14 protein-coding genes and 1 tRNA gene are annotated in these 16,625 nt (G+C 43.9%); 4 read left to right on the top strand and 11 right to left on the bottom strand.

Annotation, left to right across the window (positions count from 1 at the left end; translation table 11 throughout):
- Positions 1–8: 8 nt before the first annotated feature.
- Complete coding sequence (gene trpB, locus JFC10_RS12780) at positions 9–1,283, bottom strand: tryptophan synthase subunit beta (protein WP_227685795.1); 1,275 nt, start codon at positions 1,281–1,283, stop codon at positions 9–11.
- Positions 1,284–1,384: 101 nt separating this feature from the next.
- The gene (locus JFC10_RS12775) at positions 1,385–2,068 is read right to left on the bottom strand and encodes a phosphoribosylanthranilate isomerase (protein ID WP_198333190.1); all 684 of its coding nucleotides are present in this window, start codon (positions 2,066–2,068) and stop codon (positions 1,385–1,387) included.
- A 210-nt stretch (positions 2,069–2,278) separates the two neighbouring features.
- Between JFC10_RS12775 and JFC10_RS12770 the strand changes: the two genes are divergently transcribed.
- Entirely contained in the window at positions 2,279–3,934 is a 1,656-nt protein-coding gene (locus JFC10_RS12770) for a cryptochrome/photolyase family protein (protein ID WP_198333189.1), read from the top strand.
- Between the two features lie 96 nt (positions 3,935–4,030).
- Here JFC10_RS12770 and JFC10_RS12765 read toward each other — a convergent pair whose 3' ends face one another.
- Positions 4,031–4,774: a DUF4230 domain-containing protein gene (locus JFC10_RS12765; protein WP_198333188.1), complete on the bottom strand. Its 744-nt coding sequence runs from the start codon at positions 4,772–4,774 to the stop codon at positions 4,031–4,033.
- Positions 4,775–5,562: 788 nt separating this feature from the next.
- Here JFC10_RS12765 and JFC10_RS12760 point away from each other — a divergent pair.
- Positions 5,563–7,281, top strand: a complete 1,719-nt coding sequence (locus JFC10_RS12760) for a proline--tRNA ligase (protein ID WP_198333187.1) — start codon at positions 5,563–5,565, stop codon at positions 7,279–7,281.
- A gap of 88 nt (positions 7,282–7,369) precedes the next feature.
- On the opposite strand, the gene queF is transcribed toward JFC10_RS12760, so the two are convergent.
- Entirely contained in the window at positions 7,370–8,245 is an 876-nt protein-coding gene (gene queF, locus JFC10_RS12755; protein WP_198333186.1) for an NADPH-dependent 7-cyano-7-deazaguanine reductase QueF, read from the bottom strand.
- A 234-nt stretch (positions 8,246–8,479) separates the two neighbouring features.
- Here queF and JFC10_RS12750 point away from each other — a divergent pair, with 234 nt between their 5' ends.
- Positions 8,480–9,352, top strand: coding sequence for a DMT family transporter (locus JFC10_RS12750; RefSeq protein WP_198333180.1), 873 nt, complete (start codon positions 8,480–8,482; stop codon positions 9,350–9,352).
- On the opposite strand, the gene JFC10_RS12745 is transcribed toward JFC10_RS12750, so the two are convergent.
- The 6 genes from JFC10_RS12745 to JFC10_RS12720 form a co-directional block, all read right to left on the bottom strand.
- Entirely contained in the window at positions 9,342–10,118 is a 777-nt protein-coding gene (locus JFC10_RS12745) for an ABC transporter ATP-binding protein (protein ID WP_198333178.1), read from the bottom strand. The two genes, JFC10_RS12750 and JFC10_RS12745, sit on opposite strands and share 11 nt — an antisense overlap.
- 46 nt (positions 10,119–10,164) lie before the next feature.
- Complete coding sequence (locus JFC10_RS12740; RefSeq protein WP_198333177.1) at positions 10,165–11,433, bottom strand: ABC transporter substrate-binding protein; 1,269 nt, start codon at positions 11,431–11,433, stop codon at positions 10,165–10,167.
- Complete coding sequence (locus JFC10_RS12735) at positions 11,430–12,467, bottom strand: FecCD family ABC transporter permease (protein WP_198333175.1); 1,038 nt, start codon at positions 12,465–12,467, stop codon at positions 11,430–11,432. The genes JFC10_RS12740 and JFC10_RS12735 overlap by 4 nt, the downstream gene beginning before the upstream one ends.
- A 579-nt stretch (positions 12,468–13,046) precedes the next feature.
- Complete coding sequence (locus tag JFC10_RS12730; protein ID WP_193013315.1) at positions 13,047–13,820, bottom strand: ABC transporter permease; 774 nt, start codon at positions 13,818–13,820, stop codon at positions 13,047–13,049.
- Positions 13,821–13,849: 29 nt separating this feature from the next.
- Entirely contained in the window at positions 13,850–14,812 is a 963-nt protein-coding gene (locus JFC10_RS12725; RefSeq protein ID WP_193013292.1) for an ABC transporter ATP-binding protein, read from the bottom strand.
- 234 nt (positions 14,813–15,046) lie between these two features.
- Positions 15,047–15,649 carry a c-type cytochrome gene (locus JFC10_RS12720; RefSeq protein ID WP_193013293.1) on the bottom strand — a complete coding sequence of 201 codons (603 nt, stop codon included), beginning with the start codon at positions 15,647–15,649 and terminating at the stop codon, positions 15,047–15,049.
- 358 nt (positions 15,650–16,007) lie between these two features.
- Here JFC10_RS12720 and JFC10_RS12715 point away from each other — a divergent pair.
- Positions 16,008–16,084: transfer RNA gene (locus tag JFC10_RS12715), tRNA-Arg, on the top strand.
- 163 nt (positions 16,085–16,247) lie between these two features.
- Here the strand turns inward: JFC10_RS12715 and JFC10_RS12710 are convergent.
- A complete protein-coding gene (locus JFC10_RS12710; protein WP_198333174.1) occupies positions 16,248–16,616 on the bottom strand; it encodes a hypothetical protein in 369 nt (122 codons plus the stop codon).
- Positions 16,617–16,625 lie beyond the last annotated feature (9 nt).

Genomic DNA, 16,625 nt, shown 5'->3' with positions numbered 1-16,625 from the left:
TTAAATCCCTAAAGCTCAATCCCTTCTGCCTTCATCACTGAATGCAAATCTTTATCGCCGCGACCTGACATATTGACGATAATGGTTTGATCAGGCGTCATTGTCTTAGCGAGCTTCAGTGCATAAGCGACCGCATGAGCAGATTCGAGTGCAGGGATGATGCCTTCTTTACGCGTGACTTCATGAAAGCCTTCTAACGATTCTTTGTCAGTACAACCAACGTATTCAACACGCTTCATGTCTTTTAAGAAACTATGCTCAGGACCAACGCCAGGATAATCAAGTCCAGCTGAAATAGAATGCGTTTCTTGAATTTGACCTTCATCATCGGCCATCAAGTAGGTACGGTTACCGTGTAACACACCAATACGACCAGCAGCCAGTGGCGCTGAATGGCGACCTGTTTCGATACCGTCACCCGTTGCTTCAACGCCATACATTTTGACTTCAGTATCATTTAAGAAGTCAAAGAATAGACCAATAGCATTCGAGCCACCGCCAACGCAAGCGACCAAGGCATCTGGTAATTTACCCGTTTTTTCTAAATGCTGGATACGTGCTTCTTTACCAATAATCGCTTGGAAATCGCGTACTAAGAGAGGATAAGGATGCGGACCAGCAACTGTCCCAATGATGTAATACGTGCTATCCACATTGGTAACCCAATCTCGCATCGCTTCATTCATCGCGTCTTTAAGGGTACGTGAGCCAGAAGTCACTGGTACGACCGTTGCACCAAGTAAGCGCATACGATAAACATTCATCTTTTGACGCTCGACATCGTCCGCGCCCATATAAACGATACACTCAAGCCCTAAACGCGCGGCAATTGTTGCAGTCGCGACACCATGTTGCCCTGCACCAGTCTCAGCAATAATGCGTTTTTTACCACACATTTTGGCAAGCAATGCTTGTCCAATGGTGTTGTTCACTTTGTGCGCGCCTGTATGGTTTAAGTCTTCACGTTTAAAATAAATCTGCGCACCGCCTATCTCATCACTGAGACGCTTAGCATGATATAAAGGCGTTGGGCGGCCGACATAGTTGACCAAATCATTGTGATACTCTTCCCAAAATGCAGGGTCTTTTTTTACTGTGTTATATAACGTTTCTAGCTCTTCTAGTGCTGCCATCAAGGTTTCAGAGACAAAGCGACCACCATGGACACCAAAATGTCCACGGGCATCAGGATATTGGTTAAAGTCCTGTACGTTTTCAGGATTGGTAAAGGTATTGATAGCGTTGGCAGTAGCCGATACATCTTTGTTAGCGACATGACTCATGATAATTCCTACTATAATAAGTGGTATTTTTTAAGATAAATAAGGGGAAAAATTTTCAAGTAATTAGCCATTTAACGGATAAAAACTACACGGCTAAAAAACTAGTTACCGATATTCGAAGGTTCGCCAAGCGTCTCATTTTGCCATCGGTCGCGTTTTACCGCTTTCATAAAGGCACGCATTTTGGCAGCGTCTTTTTTGCCTTTGTCAGACTCAATCCCACCACTGACATCGACCGCATAAATAGGCAAATCTAAAGTGGCAGCGACATTATCGGCATCAAGCCCGCCCGCTAAAATAATGGGTAGCGAGCTGTTTTGCGGTAACAGACTCCAATCGAAGCGTGCCCCTGTGCCACCATATTTATGAGGATGGTAAGCATCCAATAAGATACTGTTCGCGCCAGCGGCGGCAAACGCATTAATCTCGGCGCTTACGCTAGCAGCAGTGTGTTGTTCAGCATTGATACGCAGTGCTTTTATCCAGCGTTTATTGACCGCACTGGCCAACTGCGCACATTGCTCCGGTGTTTCATCCCCATGAAATTGAATGATATCAAAAGAGACTCGGTTCGCTAATTCTGTCAGCTCTGCGCGCGGCATATTCACCACTAGAGCCACTATACTTATAAACGCTGGCAAAGAAGCACTTAACGACTGCGCCTGCTCGATAGTGACAGCGCGTGGACTGGGCGGATAAAATACCAAGCCAACCGCATCAACACCCAACTGGGCGGCAGTTTTAATATCATTAGGCTGGGTAAACCCGCAAAACTTAACGTGCATGATGTGACCTTAGATATAACACTCAGTACGACATTATTAGACTGTCTTGGCTAACTTGACAGAAGGTAAACGTCAATTGCCAACGCTAAAGCGTAAATATGAGGATTTGTTAATTGAATGGTAAATCCATTGCATCCAAAAACTTATCCTAGCATACTTTTATTACCAGTTTTGTTTATGATTGCGATTGATTAATAGAGGAATAGTTGAATGTCTAAAACGGCGGCGGAAACGTCTCATCACACTGATGGTACCGATAGCACTGAAACGAGCAACGTCAACAATAATGACGATGCCACTAGCGTAAATCCACCGCATTATTTAATGTGGTTTCGTCGTGACCTGCGAGTTCATGATAATACCGCATTGGCAGCGCTTTGCGAGCAGGCAAATGCGGATAACGCCTCCGTAAGCGCTATTTACTTCGTGACGCCTGAACAATGGCAAGCACATGATATGTCGCTGACACAGCTCGACCACATCGCTCGCACCTTGCCTATCCTAGCCAAATCCCTGCAAACACAATTAAACATCCACTTAACAGTACAGGTCTGCTCAAGCTTTTCTGACTGTGTTGAGGCACTGCTAGGTATCTGTAGCGCGAACCAGATCAGCACTGTCATGGCCAATCACGAGTATGAAGGCAATGAGATTAAGCGCGATCAACAACTAACCAAGCAACTGGCGAACAATGATATAGAATTTGTCCGCTGGCATGATCAATGTATCTTACCACCACAAACCATCACCACGAACGATGACAGCATGTATCAGGTGTTTACCCCATTTTATAAAAAATGGCGGCATACCTTGGACGTTAGCACCATGCAAATGCATGAGGCATCCGCCATAAGTGGCAATACTAAAGTCAAACTAGAAATATCACACGCCAGCGCTACTATCAAAAACTTAGAAAGGTTAAGTAAAGAAGTAGTCGAAGATTATCAAAAGACACTGCAAAATACTGGCTTATTAGAACACATAAATATAGACACTCAGCTTGAGCACGCTCGGGCAGCCTACCCTGCTGGCGAAGATGCTGCTTGCCAGCGTTTAGAGGATTTCATCACTGATGATATTGATAACTACGATATGAGTCGCGATGTGCCAAGCTTACACGCGACCAGTCAGCTATCCGCCTACCTCACTATAGGGACTATCAGCCCTAGACTGTGCTATTTGCAAGCCACCCTACAATTAGACAAGGCGTTAGAAAAATTACATGGTAATGATAGCGATAACAACGATATTAACCGCTGGATAAGTGAGCTGGCTTGGCGAGATTTTTATCGTCATGTTTTAGACTATAAGCCCGAGCTGATTCATCATAAGGCTTATAAAGAAGAGACAGACACCAAAGTTAGTTGGTCATACGATGAAGATAATTTCAAATCGTGGTGTACTGGTAAAACTGGCGTGCCGTTAGTAGATGCAGCAATGCGCTGCCTGAATACAACAGGCTTTATGCACAATCGCCTGCGCATGGTAACGGCAATGTTTTTGACTAAGGATTTATTGATTGATTGGCGCTTGGGTGAGCGTTATTTTATGCAGCAGCTTATAGATGGTGACTTTGCGTCCAATAATGGCGGTTGGCAATGGAGCGCGTCGACTGGCACCGACTCTGCGCCTTACTTCCGTATCATGAACCCTTTTAGCCAAGCCAAAACCCACGATACCGATGCCGAATTTATCAAGACGTGGCTGCCTGAGCTAAAAGCCATTCCTACCACCATCCTGCATAGCGAAGATAAAATGCGTCAAGCACTGGCAAAGGGCGGTAAGTTTGCTGATATTGATTACCCGTTACCGATGGTCGAACATAAAGCGGCTCGCCAATTGGCGATTGCTGAATTTAAAAAATAAGCATCAAAAAGGGCTTTATACGATTTGATTAGATATTTTCGCTCAAGATAAAGCCCAGTTCGCCAAAAATCAATTATTTATCAATCACTGCCAACCCTACGAGCTTGTGGTTGGCAATTGACACGCCCCTGCACCCTGCGTGGTTACCGTCACGACGGCACCAGTTAATGAAAATAGCTGTTGCAGTTGGGTTTGCGCATTTTCTAGTGCCATATTCATCACATCACCGCGACAAGCACGTTCGAGCACTTCTTTTTTTGCCATACTTTGCGCTTGTTGCAAGATTTTCGGATCGACTTGCATCATGCCAAAAGCGCCTGTCTGCCAGTCATAAATCTCGATATCATCTAGATAGACAGAAAATATCTCTGACGGTGGTAAGGTAATATTAATTTGTGGCATCATTGGGACTGGCGTACGAGCGTCGGCTTGCTGTATCTCATCCATATTACTATCAGGCTGCACCACTTGTACCATCTCAGGGGTTATTGCACTTAAATCAATCCCCGCCTCTACACGCCCACGTGCGATAAACAAACCCTTTTGCTCGTCTTGCCACAGCTTCATCCAACTGCCAGGGCGCTGGCTAGTAATGACGGTATCGACACTGAACGCCACCGTTTCCAAACGATTTAGCTTTTGGATTTGTGTGACAACGCCTTCACGAGTAATGGTTTCTATCGGTTCCTCTTTGGTCATATTTTGCACGCTATAAATCGCAAAAACGAGTGCGGCAAGACCAATGAGTAGTACTAACCACGACATCATCGCGACGGGTTTTTTCACTTGTGGCTTAGTCGCACTATTATCAAGAGGAGAGCGATTGTCAGGACGGTTCATATATGCACCTTCATAGTTTTATCGTTTATTTTTATAACTACATATTAGGACGTGTCCTCAATTCAATCGAATATCTTTTAAATGGGCTAAAAATGACTAAATTTTGCCAAACATCGTCAAATAGCTTATCAATATCTTGATATTATTTGCGCTACTTTCCTTGTTTGACGGCAATTCATCTCATTTTGATCACCATTTTTTAAATGAGGACACGCCCTAGAGTCTGTTCAACGTTCAAAGATTGGAGCTACACGAAAAATCATGCACTAATAGAATTAATGCTATTTTTGAGTAGCAACTTCAAGTAATAACTACCAATACGCTACATAATGACTAGCGTTATCCTTTTCTAAAATCGCGCCTCCATTTACTATAAATACGCTTAAAACTGGTAAATAATCGAGTTATAGTGACCTCATTTGCTTCTTTAAGTCGGGTTCTGTCTGAAAAAACAAAAAGTCATTGCGTCTTAGGCTAACTTTACCTAACATAGTCAGATTGTATAAGCAAAATGTTGGCGTACATCTATTTTTCTGGTTTTTATGCTTAAAATATGACGCTGCCAACATAAACGTTGTAATGCAAAATGAAAAGTTTCAGCCTTTTTGCAAAGCGTTTTATGAATGCACTTTCTACTCATGTACTGTTTGTCGCAGTACTTTTTAGCTAGGCATGTCCTAGACTATTACCAAGTGATAAAAGGTAAGCTTGCGTCGGCCATCAAAGCACACGCTCAATATCCTACTATTTCTTATTTATTTTATCGTTGATAAGGTTATGCTTTATTTATGAAAGCCAGTCAATTTTTATTTGCCACTCTAAAAGAAACCCCAAGTGATGCCGATATCGCCTCAAGCCAATTGATGGTGCGTGCCGGTCTTATTCGTAAAATTGCTTCTGGGTTATATATTTGGTTGCCCATGGGGCTGCGTGTCTTACAAAAAGTCGAACGCATTGTTCGTGAAGAGATGCAAGAGGTTGGTGCTCAAGAAGTGCTTATGCCCATGACCCAGCCTGCCGAGCTTTGGCAAACGACCGGACGCTTTAACGATTATGGTCCTGAGCTATTGCGCTTCAAAGACCGTCATGATCGCGATTTTGTATTAGGTCCGACGCATGAAGAAGTCATCACCAATCTGGCGCAAGGCGAGCTACGTAGCTATAAGCAACTGCCGATTACTTTCTTTCAAATTCAGAACAAATTCCGTGATGAGATTCGTCCACGTTTTGGGGTGATGCGCGCACGTGAATTCACCATGAAAGACGCCTACTCATTCCACGTTGACCAAGCGTCATTGGCCAAGACTTACCATGATATGTATGATGCTTATACGCGTATCTTTACCCGTTTGGGCTTAGATTTCCGTGCGGTACAAGCAGATACTGGTTCTATCGGTGGTTTTGCTTCTCATGAATTCCATGTATTGGCAGACAGCGGTGAAGATGATATCGCCTTCTCTGATTCTTCTGACTATGCAGCCAACGTTGAACTGGCCGAATCGGTGAGCACTGCTGAGCGTCAGCCGCCGAAGATGGAGCGCGAAGACGTTTTAACGGAAAATATGACCACTTGTAAGATGGTTGCTGAGCACCTAGGTGTGCCATTAGAAACGACCGTAAAAACCTTGATCGTCCACGGTCATACCGAAAATGATGAGCCACAACTGATTGCTATCGTCTTACGTGGCGATCATCAGCTAAACACTATCAAAGCTGAAAAAATCGAAGAGGCTAACGTGCCACTGACATTGGCTTCTGATGAAGAGCTAAAAGCAGCTGGCCTGCATAAAGGCTATATTGGTGTTAATTTAGATATGCCTGTATTCGTTGATCGTTCTGCGGCAACTTTGTCAGACTTTGTGTGCGGTGCCAATGAAGTCAATAAACACACCATTGGTATGAACTGGGCACGTGATGCGAGCATTACTCGCGTCGTTGATGTGCGCAATGTGCAAGAGGGCGATCCCTCTCCTGATGGTAAAGGTACGCTAAAAATCAAACGCGGTATCGAAGTCGGTCATATCTTCCAGTTGGGTGATAAGTACTCGCAAGCATTAAATGCTACCGTATCTGGTGAAGATGGTAAGCCTGTGACCCTAATGATGGGTTGCTATGGTATTGGTGTTAGCCGTATTATCGCTGCTGCCATCGAGCAGAACAACGACGAAAACGGCATTATGTGGCCACAAACGCCGACGGTTAATGATTCGATTGCACCTTTTGAAGTCGCCATCATACCGATGAAGTCAAAAGAAGAGACCGTCATGCAGACTGCTACAGCTCTGTATGAAGAACTCAAAGCTCAAGGCATTAACGTATTGCTAGATGATCGTAACGAGCGTCCAGGCGTTAAGTTTGCTGATCTAGAATTGATTGGTATTCCGCATCGTATCGTGGTTTCAGACCGTAACTTGGCTGAAGGCAAGTACGAATACGTCAATCGCCGTGAAGCAGAAAAACAAATGCTAAGCCGGGAAGAAGTACTGACAAAAGTAAGCAGCAAATAGTTTTATTAATAAAACTTATGCAATAAAAAGCGCCTGTCTCATCATATGAGATAGGCGCTTTTTTATTAGCTATCTATTTGAGCGATATCTACTGGCGAATCAAGCGGCTTGGCTGCGGCATTAAGCGGATATCACTGACGCGACAAGGGTTGATATCGATACCGCCACGGCGCGTATACCAAGCGCGTACTAGCAACTCACTTGGCTCATAGTGTTGACTCAAATCAGCAAATATTTGCTCCACACACTGCTCATGAAAACCATTGTGCTGACGAAAACTTAAGATATAACGCAGCATTCCAGCCTCATCGACTGTTTTATTACTGGTAATCGAAACTGCTAATGTACCCCAATCTGGCTGATTGGTCACCGGACAATTACTACGTAGCAAATTAGAATAAAAAGTATAGGGCTGAGCGCTATCGACTCCTGAATGAGCACCCGTTTGGTCATCATTCAATAACGACGCGTCAGGATGTTCGCACAATGCGACTTTTTCACTACTATTGGCAAGCGCGTCATCGATACAAATACCCTTAGGTTGAGCCACCAATAACCCTGATGCCTTATCATGCAGGTCGTCATTTAAGCCAAACAACTCAACTTGTACGTCTGCTTGTACGCATGCTGATAAGTCTTTAGCAATCAGCGTTTGCACCTCTGCCCAACTAGCGAATTCAGTAAAGTTGATACTGTTTAGATAGAGCTTAAGTGACTTTGACTCAACGATAAATGGCGAGCTGGCCGGAATGCCAAAACGTGCGATAGCAACTTGTGATAGTCCTTGTGGATTCAACCAAGACATCTCAAATGCCTGCCACCAATCGATGCCAACCATTAACTTATCGTCTTGCCAGCCAATGACATCACGCCCCATACTGCGGGCAATAGGATACAAGGTTTCTGGACTATACTCAGTTGGATAGTCAGTGGTTTGCTCACCCAAGATACCGTGAATACTCATAAGTTACTTACCTTTCATGCTTAAATATAATAAAACGAAAACACGCTATTTTACAGTAAGGGACTACCTTACAGGAATAATTTACTACTTACCATCAAGGTCTACTTTGGCATCATTAAAACGTAAGCCATATCGTCAAATCACCTTCAAATATTATAATCATTCGTTCCCTAAATTAGCCAAAAAGCTACTGCTTAGAATGTTACAATTGCCTCTTTTTGCTTAACACTACCTATGATAAAAAGAATCCCTTTAGGCTCAGGCTGGATGGTTATTGCAGCCTTCTTGTTTGCCATGATGAGTATCTTGGTCAAAAATGTCGCCACTCACTTACACATGAATGAATATGAATTGGCCTTTTGGCGCTCCTTGTTGCCTGCCCTAGTCATTTTTGGCACCACACTTGCGCGAAAAAAAACCCTTAAAACACCATTTTTTTGGGGTCATATGCAGCGTAGTCTCGCAGGCACGACGGCATTGTTACTGGCATTTTATGGCTTGGGTCATTTACCACTAGCAACGTCTGTGACGCTGAACTATACCTCTGTCGTTTTTATTGCCTTGCTATCTATTTTTTGGCTAAAAGACAAACCGTCACTCAAAACGTGGGTCGCGCTGCTGATAGGATTGGCGGGTATTTGTCTGATGCTAAAACCTGCCTTCGCCTCCGATAGATTATTGGAGACTTTAATTACCTTAAGCGGCGGTATTTTTACGGCTTTTGCGCTGCTGCAAGTGCGAGAGCTATCCTTGATGGGTGAACCTGCGTGGCGGATTGTGTTTTACTTTTCGGCAGTGGCGACCATTGTCTCAGCCATAGCCGCAACATGGTTTGGTTGGAACGCTTTCACGAGCGCAAGTTTGCCTTACATCATCGGCATTGGTGTGACAGGATTGCTCGCTCAATTGGCGATGACGCATGCCTATCACGTGGGGCAAAAATTCACGGTCGCGGCATTGTCCTATTTAACGGTCGTGTTTGCGGCGGCTTATGGGGTCATTTTTGCAGGTGAACACATTGGCTGGGTAGAGATTCTTGGTATTGTGGCGGTCATTTTGGCAGGGATTGTCAGCAGCGTGCCTGACAAAAAAACCGTTAAACTATAGTTTTTCGCTTTTTATACGGATGAATCACAGGTAAGCCTTGATGACTCGTCAGAATCTCAATATCCACGTGATACACTTGGCGTAAAATCTCGGATTGTAATACAGCGCTTGGTGTACCTTGGGCGTGAATGTGACCATCAGCTAACAGTAAAACTTCATCCGAAAATTGTGCGGCTAGGCTCAGATCATGCAAGACCATGATACAAATCAACTGGTGCTGCTTGGTGTAATGGCTCACTTTGTCCAATAGATTGATTTGATGGGCCATGTCCAGTGCTGAGACGGGTTCATCAAGCAATAAAATCTTGGGACGGCGCAGTAAGGCTTGGGCAAACATCGCCAGTTGCCGCTGGCCACCACTCAATGATCGGATAGAGCGATGTGCCAAATGGGAAATATTTAACTCTGCCAATAGTTCAACGGCTTCTGTTAATAACTCATCACTGATATGGCGGCTCAAGGCATCCATGCGCCCGAGCAGTACTACTTCGAGGGTAGTCAGCTCGGCGTCAGTGTGACTATCTTGCGGCATATAAGCAATGGGTTTTCGCCATGCATTAAGATTGGCTTTGCTCTGCGTAGCGCCCTGATAGACGATAGTGCCAGAAAATGCCAACTCGCCAAAAATCGCCTTAAGCAAACTTGACTTACCTGCTCCATTCGCTCCCAAAATGGTATAAATGTTGCCTGATTCAAACTGGGTATCCATGGCGTGAGCCACGGTGTGCGAGCCATATTGGATGGTTAAACGGTCAAGCTTGAGCATAGTGACTTCTTCTATCAAATTGTCAAAAACTAGGGCTTGTCTCTACTTAAGCAAACAAACCGCTGAACCAATTCATGAGCTTAGTAAACCACGACACATTTTCAGACGTATTGGCAGCAGGATCGGCTTGAGTCACAGCTGTCGATGAGTCTGCATTGTTATTGGCTTGGTCTTTAGCATCGTCTTTAGCACTGTCATCACAAACAATTTCTCCACAGCCTAGCTGGATAAAAAACGTACCGTTTGGCTTGACTGGCAAGTATTTTTCGTGAAAATTCATGTAGGTTTTTTCAGGGTCGACATCGGCAAATGCTTTAGGGTATAACGCTTTTGCCATAAATTGTGCGGCTGCCAAATCAGACAACGAGCGAGAAGTCGTGTGATAAATGCCATATACACGGTTATTCTTCACTGCGGGCAGATTTTCCCAACCATTGCGGGTAGTAAAGCCTTTTAGACGGCGCTGGGCTTCATCGGCACTGATATCAATGCCCATTGCCATCGCATTAGGCTGTTTCATGCCCACTTCGGTGCCTGAGATCATAATAACGTCAGGTTTACTCACCAAAACTTGCTCAGGGTTAATGACGCCCCAGTCTTCGATAAAGGGTTTACTGATGTTATCACCGCCTACAATATCGGCAATCGCACCCCACATATTTTTACCAAAGGTAAAGCTATGCTCTTTTGGTCCTTTATCACCAAATTCGATGTAGATTTTAGGCTTAGGACTTTGTGCCGCTTGTACCCGCTTCTGGATGTCCGCGATACCATCAGCATATTCTTGCGCCACTTGGCTGGCACGTTGCTCGCTGCCCGTCAGTTGCCCAAAAATTTCGGTGCTTTTGACATGATTTTTCACTGTTTGATCGTTGTAATCAACTACCACCACTGGGATGTTAGCCGCTTCAAAACGAGGTATTTCGGCTTTTAGCGTATCGTATTGCTGCTTTGCCAGTATCACCACATCAGGTTTCATTGCCAAGGTTTTTTCAAACGAGAACGTGCCCCTATCGATATTGCCAATATCACCAATGCTTTGCAAATTAGGCAATTTTTGATTATACAACTCCCAGCTACCAGGGTTGAATTTTTCCCAAAACTCTCGAGAAATACCCACCACTTGCCCAAAGTTTTCTGCCCCTGTCGCCGCAATATAATCAGGATAATAGAATCCCAATACGACGCGCTTGGCAGGTACATCGACTTTTACGTCGCGTCCTAGCACATCGTTAATGGTTTTAACTTCTGCTTGGGCAGTTAACGTCGTTAACATCATACCTACTGCCGCTATCCCGCAAATCCAGTTTTTCATCGCTTAGTCCAAATAATCCAGAATAAAAACGGCACACCCACAAACGACGTGACAATCCCAACCGGAAATAATGCTCCTGGGATAATCACTTTCGATAATACCGATGAGAATGATAAAAACGCCGCGCCAGCGAGCATGGTCGCGGGTAAAAAATAACGTTGGTCTTCGCCAACGAGCAGCCTTGCAACGTGCGGTGCCACCAAACCAATAAAGCCAATCACCCCGACAAAGCTAATCGCTGTTGCCGTCATCATCGCCACTAAAATCAAGGTTTTGATGCGTAAACGCGTAATATTGACACCAAGTGCCGAGGCTCTCTCTTCACCCAGTCTTAGCGCGGTTAATTTCCAATTGTCTCGCATCAGTAGGGTAATACAAATACTACTCACGACGGCGACCACCACCACATTGGTCCAAGTGGATTTGGTTAAACTACCAAATAACCAAAACAAAATCTGCTGCGAGACCTCAGATGATGCAGTAAATTGTACCAACGACAATAGTGACTGAAAAATAAATAACAGCGCAATGCCTACTAATATCAGCGTAGAAGCGCCAAACTGTCGCAATGATGCAAACAAAAACAGCACCGCAGAGGCGAGCATCGTCATCGAAAATGCCCCAATAGGCACGGCATATTGCAGTGGCATGCCGAAACTACCAAACGCAATGACCAGTGACGCTCCAAACCCTGCTGCCGCTGCAAGCCCTAGCGTATAAGGGCTTGCCATCGGGTTATTAAGTAATGTCTGCATCTCAGCACCACCGGCACCGAGCGACGCCCCCACTAGAAAAGCCATAAACGCAATAGGCAACCGCAGATCATAAACAATGGTATGCGAGGTATCATCCACACCGCTGAGCTGTAGTAATGTTCTAACAACCTCCCCCATCGGTAGCATGGAAGGCCCTGTCATCACATCAAGCACCAGACCCAATAAACACGCTGCCGCCAGCGCCAATAACACCACTCGGCGTTTTGACTCTATGCGACGTTGTTGTCGAATGATTTGTTCGCTGACGGATTGGGTCATCTTGTATCTCAATTGCTAAGGCAGACTTAAGCCACCTTTTGTCTTAAAGATGAGAATTATAGTGTTAATGAGGGACATTCGCAATTAATAGTCTTATCTTTCCCCTTATTAACCCTTTGAATTCACATAATAAGTGCTATTCCATTTGAAAAAAGACATGATAAGACTAGCCTGTTCTTTCACCACCAAGAAATTGCCACAACCGATACGCACCTATTCGAAAAAGAACGATACCAAATTGCGCTAAAGAAAAGGAAGGAAAACTGTCTCCGTGGTACTTTGCAATATTTGCACATATTTTATGTAGGACTGACGATAGACAAACACAGCTGGCAAACTAAAGGTAAAGCTAACATTATTGTAGTATTGTATGAAAAAATGCTATTTTCTATTAATAATTTCAAACAAAAAAAACCTGCCATTGCTGCTCGCGGCGCGGCATGCATTGGGGTCACACTTGCCAACCCCAATGCATGCAGACCACTACCCCAGTATTTTTTGCCATGATCTTTACATAAAAAAAGCCCAACAATGTTGGACTCTCATAATAAGGTGACAAGCTACATTTTACAAACTAATCTACAAACGTACGCGCGAACCATTACTTAGTAAGCGGTAGGCGATGGTATAGAATATTGCACAGAAGACAAAAATAGCCGCCATCGAATACCAAACATTCACATCAGAATAACCCAGAATACCGTAACGGAACGAGTTCACCATATAAACGATAGGATTTAATAGCGAGATATTTTGCCAAAATGGTGACAAGTTTTCCATCGAATAAAATACCCCGCCTAGATAAGTCAATGGCGTAAGCACAAAACTTGGAATGATAGAGATATCATCAAATGAGCGAGCAAAGACAGCATTAATAAAGCCGCCAAGTGAAAACAAGATAGATGTACCCAGTACCGTAAATACCGTCACAAATAAATGCTCAATACCCAAGTCGGTAAAAAATAGCGCGACTATTGAGACGATGATACCAATGGCCAGTCCACGAAAGATACCACCACTAATATAGCCCATCAAAATCGCATGTTTGGATACTGGTGAAACCAAAAGCTCTTCGATACTGGACGTGAATTTGGCGCTAAAAAAGCTCGATACCACATTGGAGTAACTGTTGGTAATAATCGACATCATAATGAGGCCAGGCACGATAAACTGCATATATGGCACGCCGCCCATTTCACCCACACGCGAGCCAATCATCTTACCAAAGATGACAAAATAAAGACTCATCGTAATGACTGGTGGCAGCAAGGTCTGTGGCCAAATACGCAAAATTCGGCGAACTTCTTTTAACAAAATGGTGCGAAAAGCGATCCACTTTTTATTCCATGACATTGTTTTATTAGGATCTATCATTTCTTGACTCACAATCCCGCCTCCTTCATGCTGTCTGTACTTTGGATATTTTTGTCGACCAAGCGCATAAACAACTCTTCTAAACGGTTGGCTTTATTACGCATACTGCCTACTTTGATGCCTTTATCGGATAACTGATCAAATACACCATTTAATGACTCGCCTTCTGTCAAGGTGACTTCTAGCGTCTGCTCATCTGGCTGTGAGATATCTGTCACTCCAGTCAGAGCCAATTGCTCATTGAGCGGCGTCTCTAAATCAAAGACAAACGTCTCTACTGACAACTGTGCCAATAAATCTTTCATTTCTGTATTGATGCGAATCTCACCGTGATCCAATATCGCAATGCGTTTACACAGCTGCTCTGCTTCTTCAAGATAATGGGTGGTCAGAATAATCGTGGTGTTTTCTTCGATATTGATCTGCTGCATAAACTCCCACATAGAGCGGCGTAACTCAATATCTACCCCAGCGGTTGGCTCATCGAGAATCAATAGCTTTGGCTTATGAATTAATGCTCGCGCGATCATTAAACGGCGCTTCATACCACCTGATAGCTCACGTGACTTGCTATTGCGTTTGTCCCACAGACCTAGCGCCATTAATAATCGTTTTGCCCGTGGGCGTGCTTCTTTGGCAGGAATACCAAAGTAACCTGCCTGTGTAATTAAAATATCTTCGACTTTTTCGAACATATTAAAATTAAACTCTTGTGGGACGATACCAAGATACTGTTTAGCGACAGACGGGTTCTCTAGTAAGTCTGTGCCAAAGATCTTTACGCTGCCAGTTGTTGGTTTAAACAACGAGCTAATAATACCGATCATGGTTGATTTACCAGCACCATTTGGCCCCAGTAACGCAAAAAAACCCCCTTGTGGGACGGTTAAACTGACATCTTTGAGTGCCGAAAACCCATTGCTATAGGTTTTGGATAAATTCTGGATAGCAAGTGCTGGTACCTCAGACATGACAACCTCTTTATTGGTTATAAATTTATGTAAAAACGTTTTTTAGAATATGAATAGACAGAAGAGATGGTGTAATGTCATAAAGTGAGGCTAGTGTCGGTGAATTTCAACTGCTATGCCTTAGAAGTACCGTATTGATAATACTCATCATTAAAAAAGCGCCTATCTCATTTAATGAAATAGGCGCTCCATTGATATATATCGTTAAAGGCTTAGCCAGATTTTCAATATAAATTAGCTTGCTTCACCAACCATATAATCAACAGCATTTTGAACTTCTTCATCAGGGATATCAGCACCACCTTTAGCAGGCATGGCGTTAAAACCATTGATAGCATGAGTATATAACGTTTCTTTACCTTTAGAGATACGTGGGCCCCATGCACCAGCGTCCCCTAAGATCGGTGAGCCAAGTAGACCTGCAGCATGACAAGTATGACATACGGCATTGTATACTGCCTTGCCCTCACGAGGACCATCACCCGCTGCTGGGCCAGCGGCGCGTGCTGTCACATCACAAACTTCATCGTCTTCAAAGCACACTTTACCAACTGGCTGAATACGAGCAATTAAGTTAGGATACAAAGCAATCAGCTTTTGCACTTGCGGCGTATCTTGCGGAATAGGCTCTTTATCAACCGCAGGTGCGGCAGCAGCAGTTTCTGCAGCAGCTTGGGTGTCATTACCCAACTGCTCTGGCGCATTTGCTACGACTTTCTGCGCTTTTGCTACATCAGAGACAGTTACAGGAGTGTCTACAACACTTTCAGCTTGGCTCACCGCGATACTAGCGATTCCTAGAATGGCAGCTGCCGATAACATAACTACTTTTCTCATTCGTCACGTTCTCTTATTACATATACAAAGGCTTATACGGCTCAGACATTCTGCTTGTCCTCCTTTGACAACCAAACAGTTATCAATAGCAAACAGCCATCCCGCGTACCAGCACACTTGTAATCGGTGATTATAAATATGAATTCTCCCTAACATTATAAGGGAAAAGGCAGGTAAATTGCCATGCCTGTTTAATGACTATCCTGTTTTTTCTTAAAAAACATCAATCACTGCCTTCATTCATTGGCTTTATGACTTTTATTTGTTAGACTAAGCGGTCTTTATTTTTCGACATCTTTACTGCTCATAACGCTCGTTTAGGCATGATGTTGATAATACCGTACGCTGTTGTTGTTATGCGCTCGTAGCTCAGTTGGATAGAGTATCGGTCTCCGAAGCCGAGGGTCGTGGGTTCGATTCCCGCCGAGCGCACCAATAATCGTGTTGATAATATTTTTTTCAGCCTTCCCTAGTATTACCCTAAATATTGAATACCCATCAACTCTGCGCTTAACAATATTTGCGGATTTCGCCGTGCGTGCTCGTCTATTGAAAGACACTTTTCTTATATGATAGATATTTTGCTTATAGCACTCGCCTACTCTGCCTCCTGCAAGTTAGCCGCTAGCTGGGCACGGCTAGGTACACGATGATAATTAATCACGGGTACGTTACCCAACAGGCGCTGACCTGAGGCAATTTTCTTATCCATCGTAATCATGGCAATTTTTTTGTCTTGTTTACTGAGCAATAAATGATTCGTCTTGCGTGTGACTCGATAACCAGGGAAATACTGTTTAATCAGCGCGGAGGTTTTTTGTAGGTCGTCATTAATAAGCTTTTTCGAGCTTTTAGACGATTTATTATGAATTGTCTCACCCACTTTTACGCCGCGTGACTTTGCCAACAACCATAAGGCAGCAATAACGGCAAACAATATGACAAGCCACCAAGTTCCATCTATCATTAGAAGAGA

It is taken from the genome of Psychrobacter aquimaris (assembly GCF_016107525.1).
Classification (GTDB): domain Bacteria; phylum Pseudomonadota; class Gammaproteobacteria; order Pseudomonadales; family Moraxellaceae; genus Psychrobacter; species Psychrobacter aquimaris.
Note: the sequence above shows the minus strand (reverse complement) of the source record. Positions and strands in the feature narration are given on the sequence as shown.

Bases quoted from the DNA above. Each gene is read 5' to 3' on its own strand.
- JFC10_RS12740 (WP_198333177.1), bottom strand. From the start codon at position 11,433: ATGAAAAACTGGATTTGCGGGATAGCGGCAGTAGGTATGATGTTAACG.
- JFC10_RS12735 (WP_198333175.1), bottom strand. From the start codon at position 12,467: ATGACCCAATCCGTCAGCGAACAAATCATTCGACAACAACGTCGCATA.
- JFC10_RS12770 (WP_198333189.1), top strand. From the start codon at position 2,279: ATGTCTAAAACGGCGGCGGAAACGTCTCATCACACTGATGGTACCGAT.
- JFC10_RS12760 (WP_198333187.1), top strand. From the start codon at position 5,563: ATGAAAGCCAGTCAATTTTTATTTGCCACTCTAAAAGAAACCCCAAGT.
- JFC10_RS12750 (WP_198333180.1), top strand. From the start codon at position 8,480: ATGATAAAAAGAATCCCTTTAGGCTCAGGCTGGATGGTTATTGCAGCC.
- JFC10_RS12730 (WP_193013315.1), bottom strand. From the start codon at position 13,820: ATGTCATGGAATAAAAAGTGGATCGCTTTTCGCACCATTTTGTTAAAA.
- JFC10_RS12710 (WP_198333174.1), bottom strand. From the start codon at position 16,616: ATGATAGATGGAACTTGGTGGCTTGTCATATTGTTTGCCGTTATTGCT.
- trpB (WP_227685795.1), bottom strand. From the start codon at position 1,283: ATGAGTCATGTCGCTAACAAAGATGTATCGGCTACTGCCAACGCTATC.
- JFC10_RS12745 (WP_198333178.1), bottom strand. From the start codon at position 10,118: ATGCTCAAGCTTGACCGTTTAACCATCCAATATGGCTCGCACACCGTG.
- JFC10_RS12765 (WP_198333188.1), bottom strand. From the start codon at position 4,774: ATGAACCGTCCTGACAATCGCTCTCCTCTTGATAATAGTGCGACTAAG.
- JFC10_RS12725 (WP_193013292.1), bottom strand. From the start codon at position 14,812: ATGTCTGAGGTACCAGCACTTGCTATCCAGAATTTATCCAAAACCTAT.
- JFC10_RS12775 (WP_198333190.1), bottom strand. From the start codon at position 2,068: ATGCACGTTAAGTTTTGCGGGTTTACCCAGCCTAATGATATTAAAACT.
- queF (WP_198333186.1), bottom strand. From the start codon at position 8,245: ATGAGTATTCACGGTATCTTGGGTGAGCAAACCACTGACTATCCAACT.
- JFC10_RS12720 (WP_193013293.1), bottom strand. From the start codon at position 15,649: ATGAGAAAAGTAGTTATGTTATCGGCAGCTGCCATTCTAGGAATCGCT.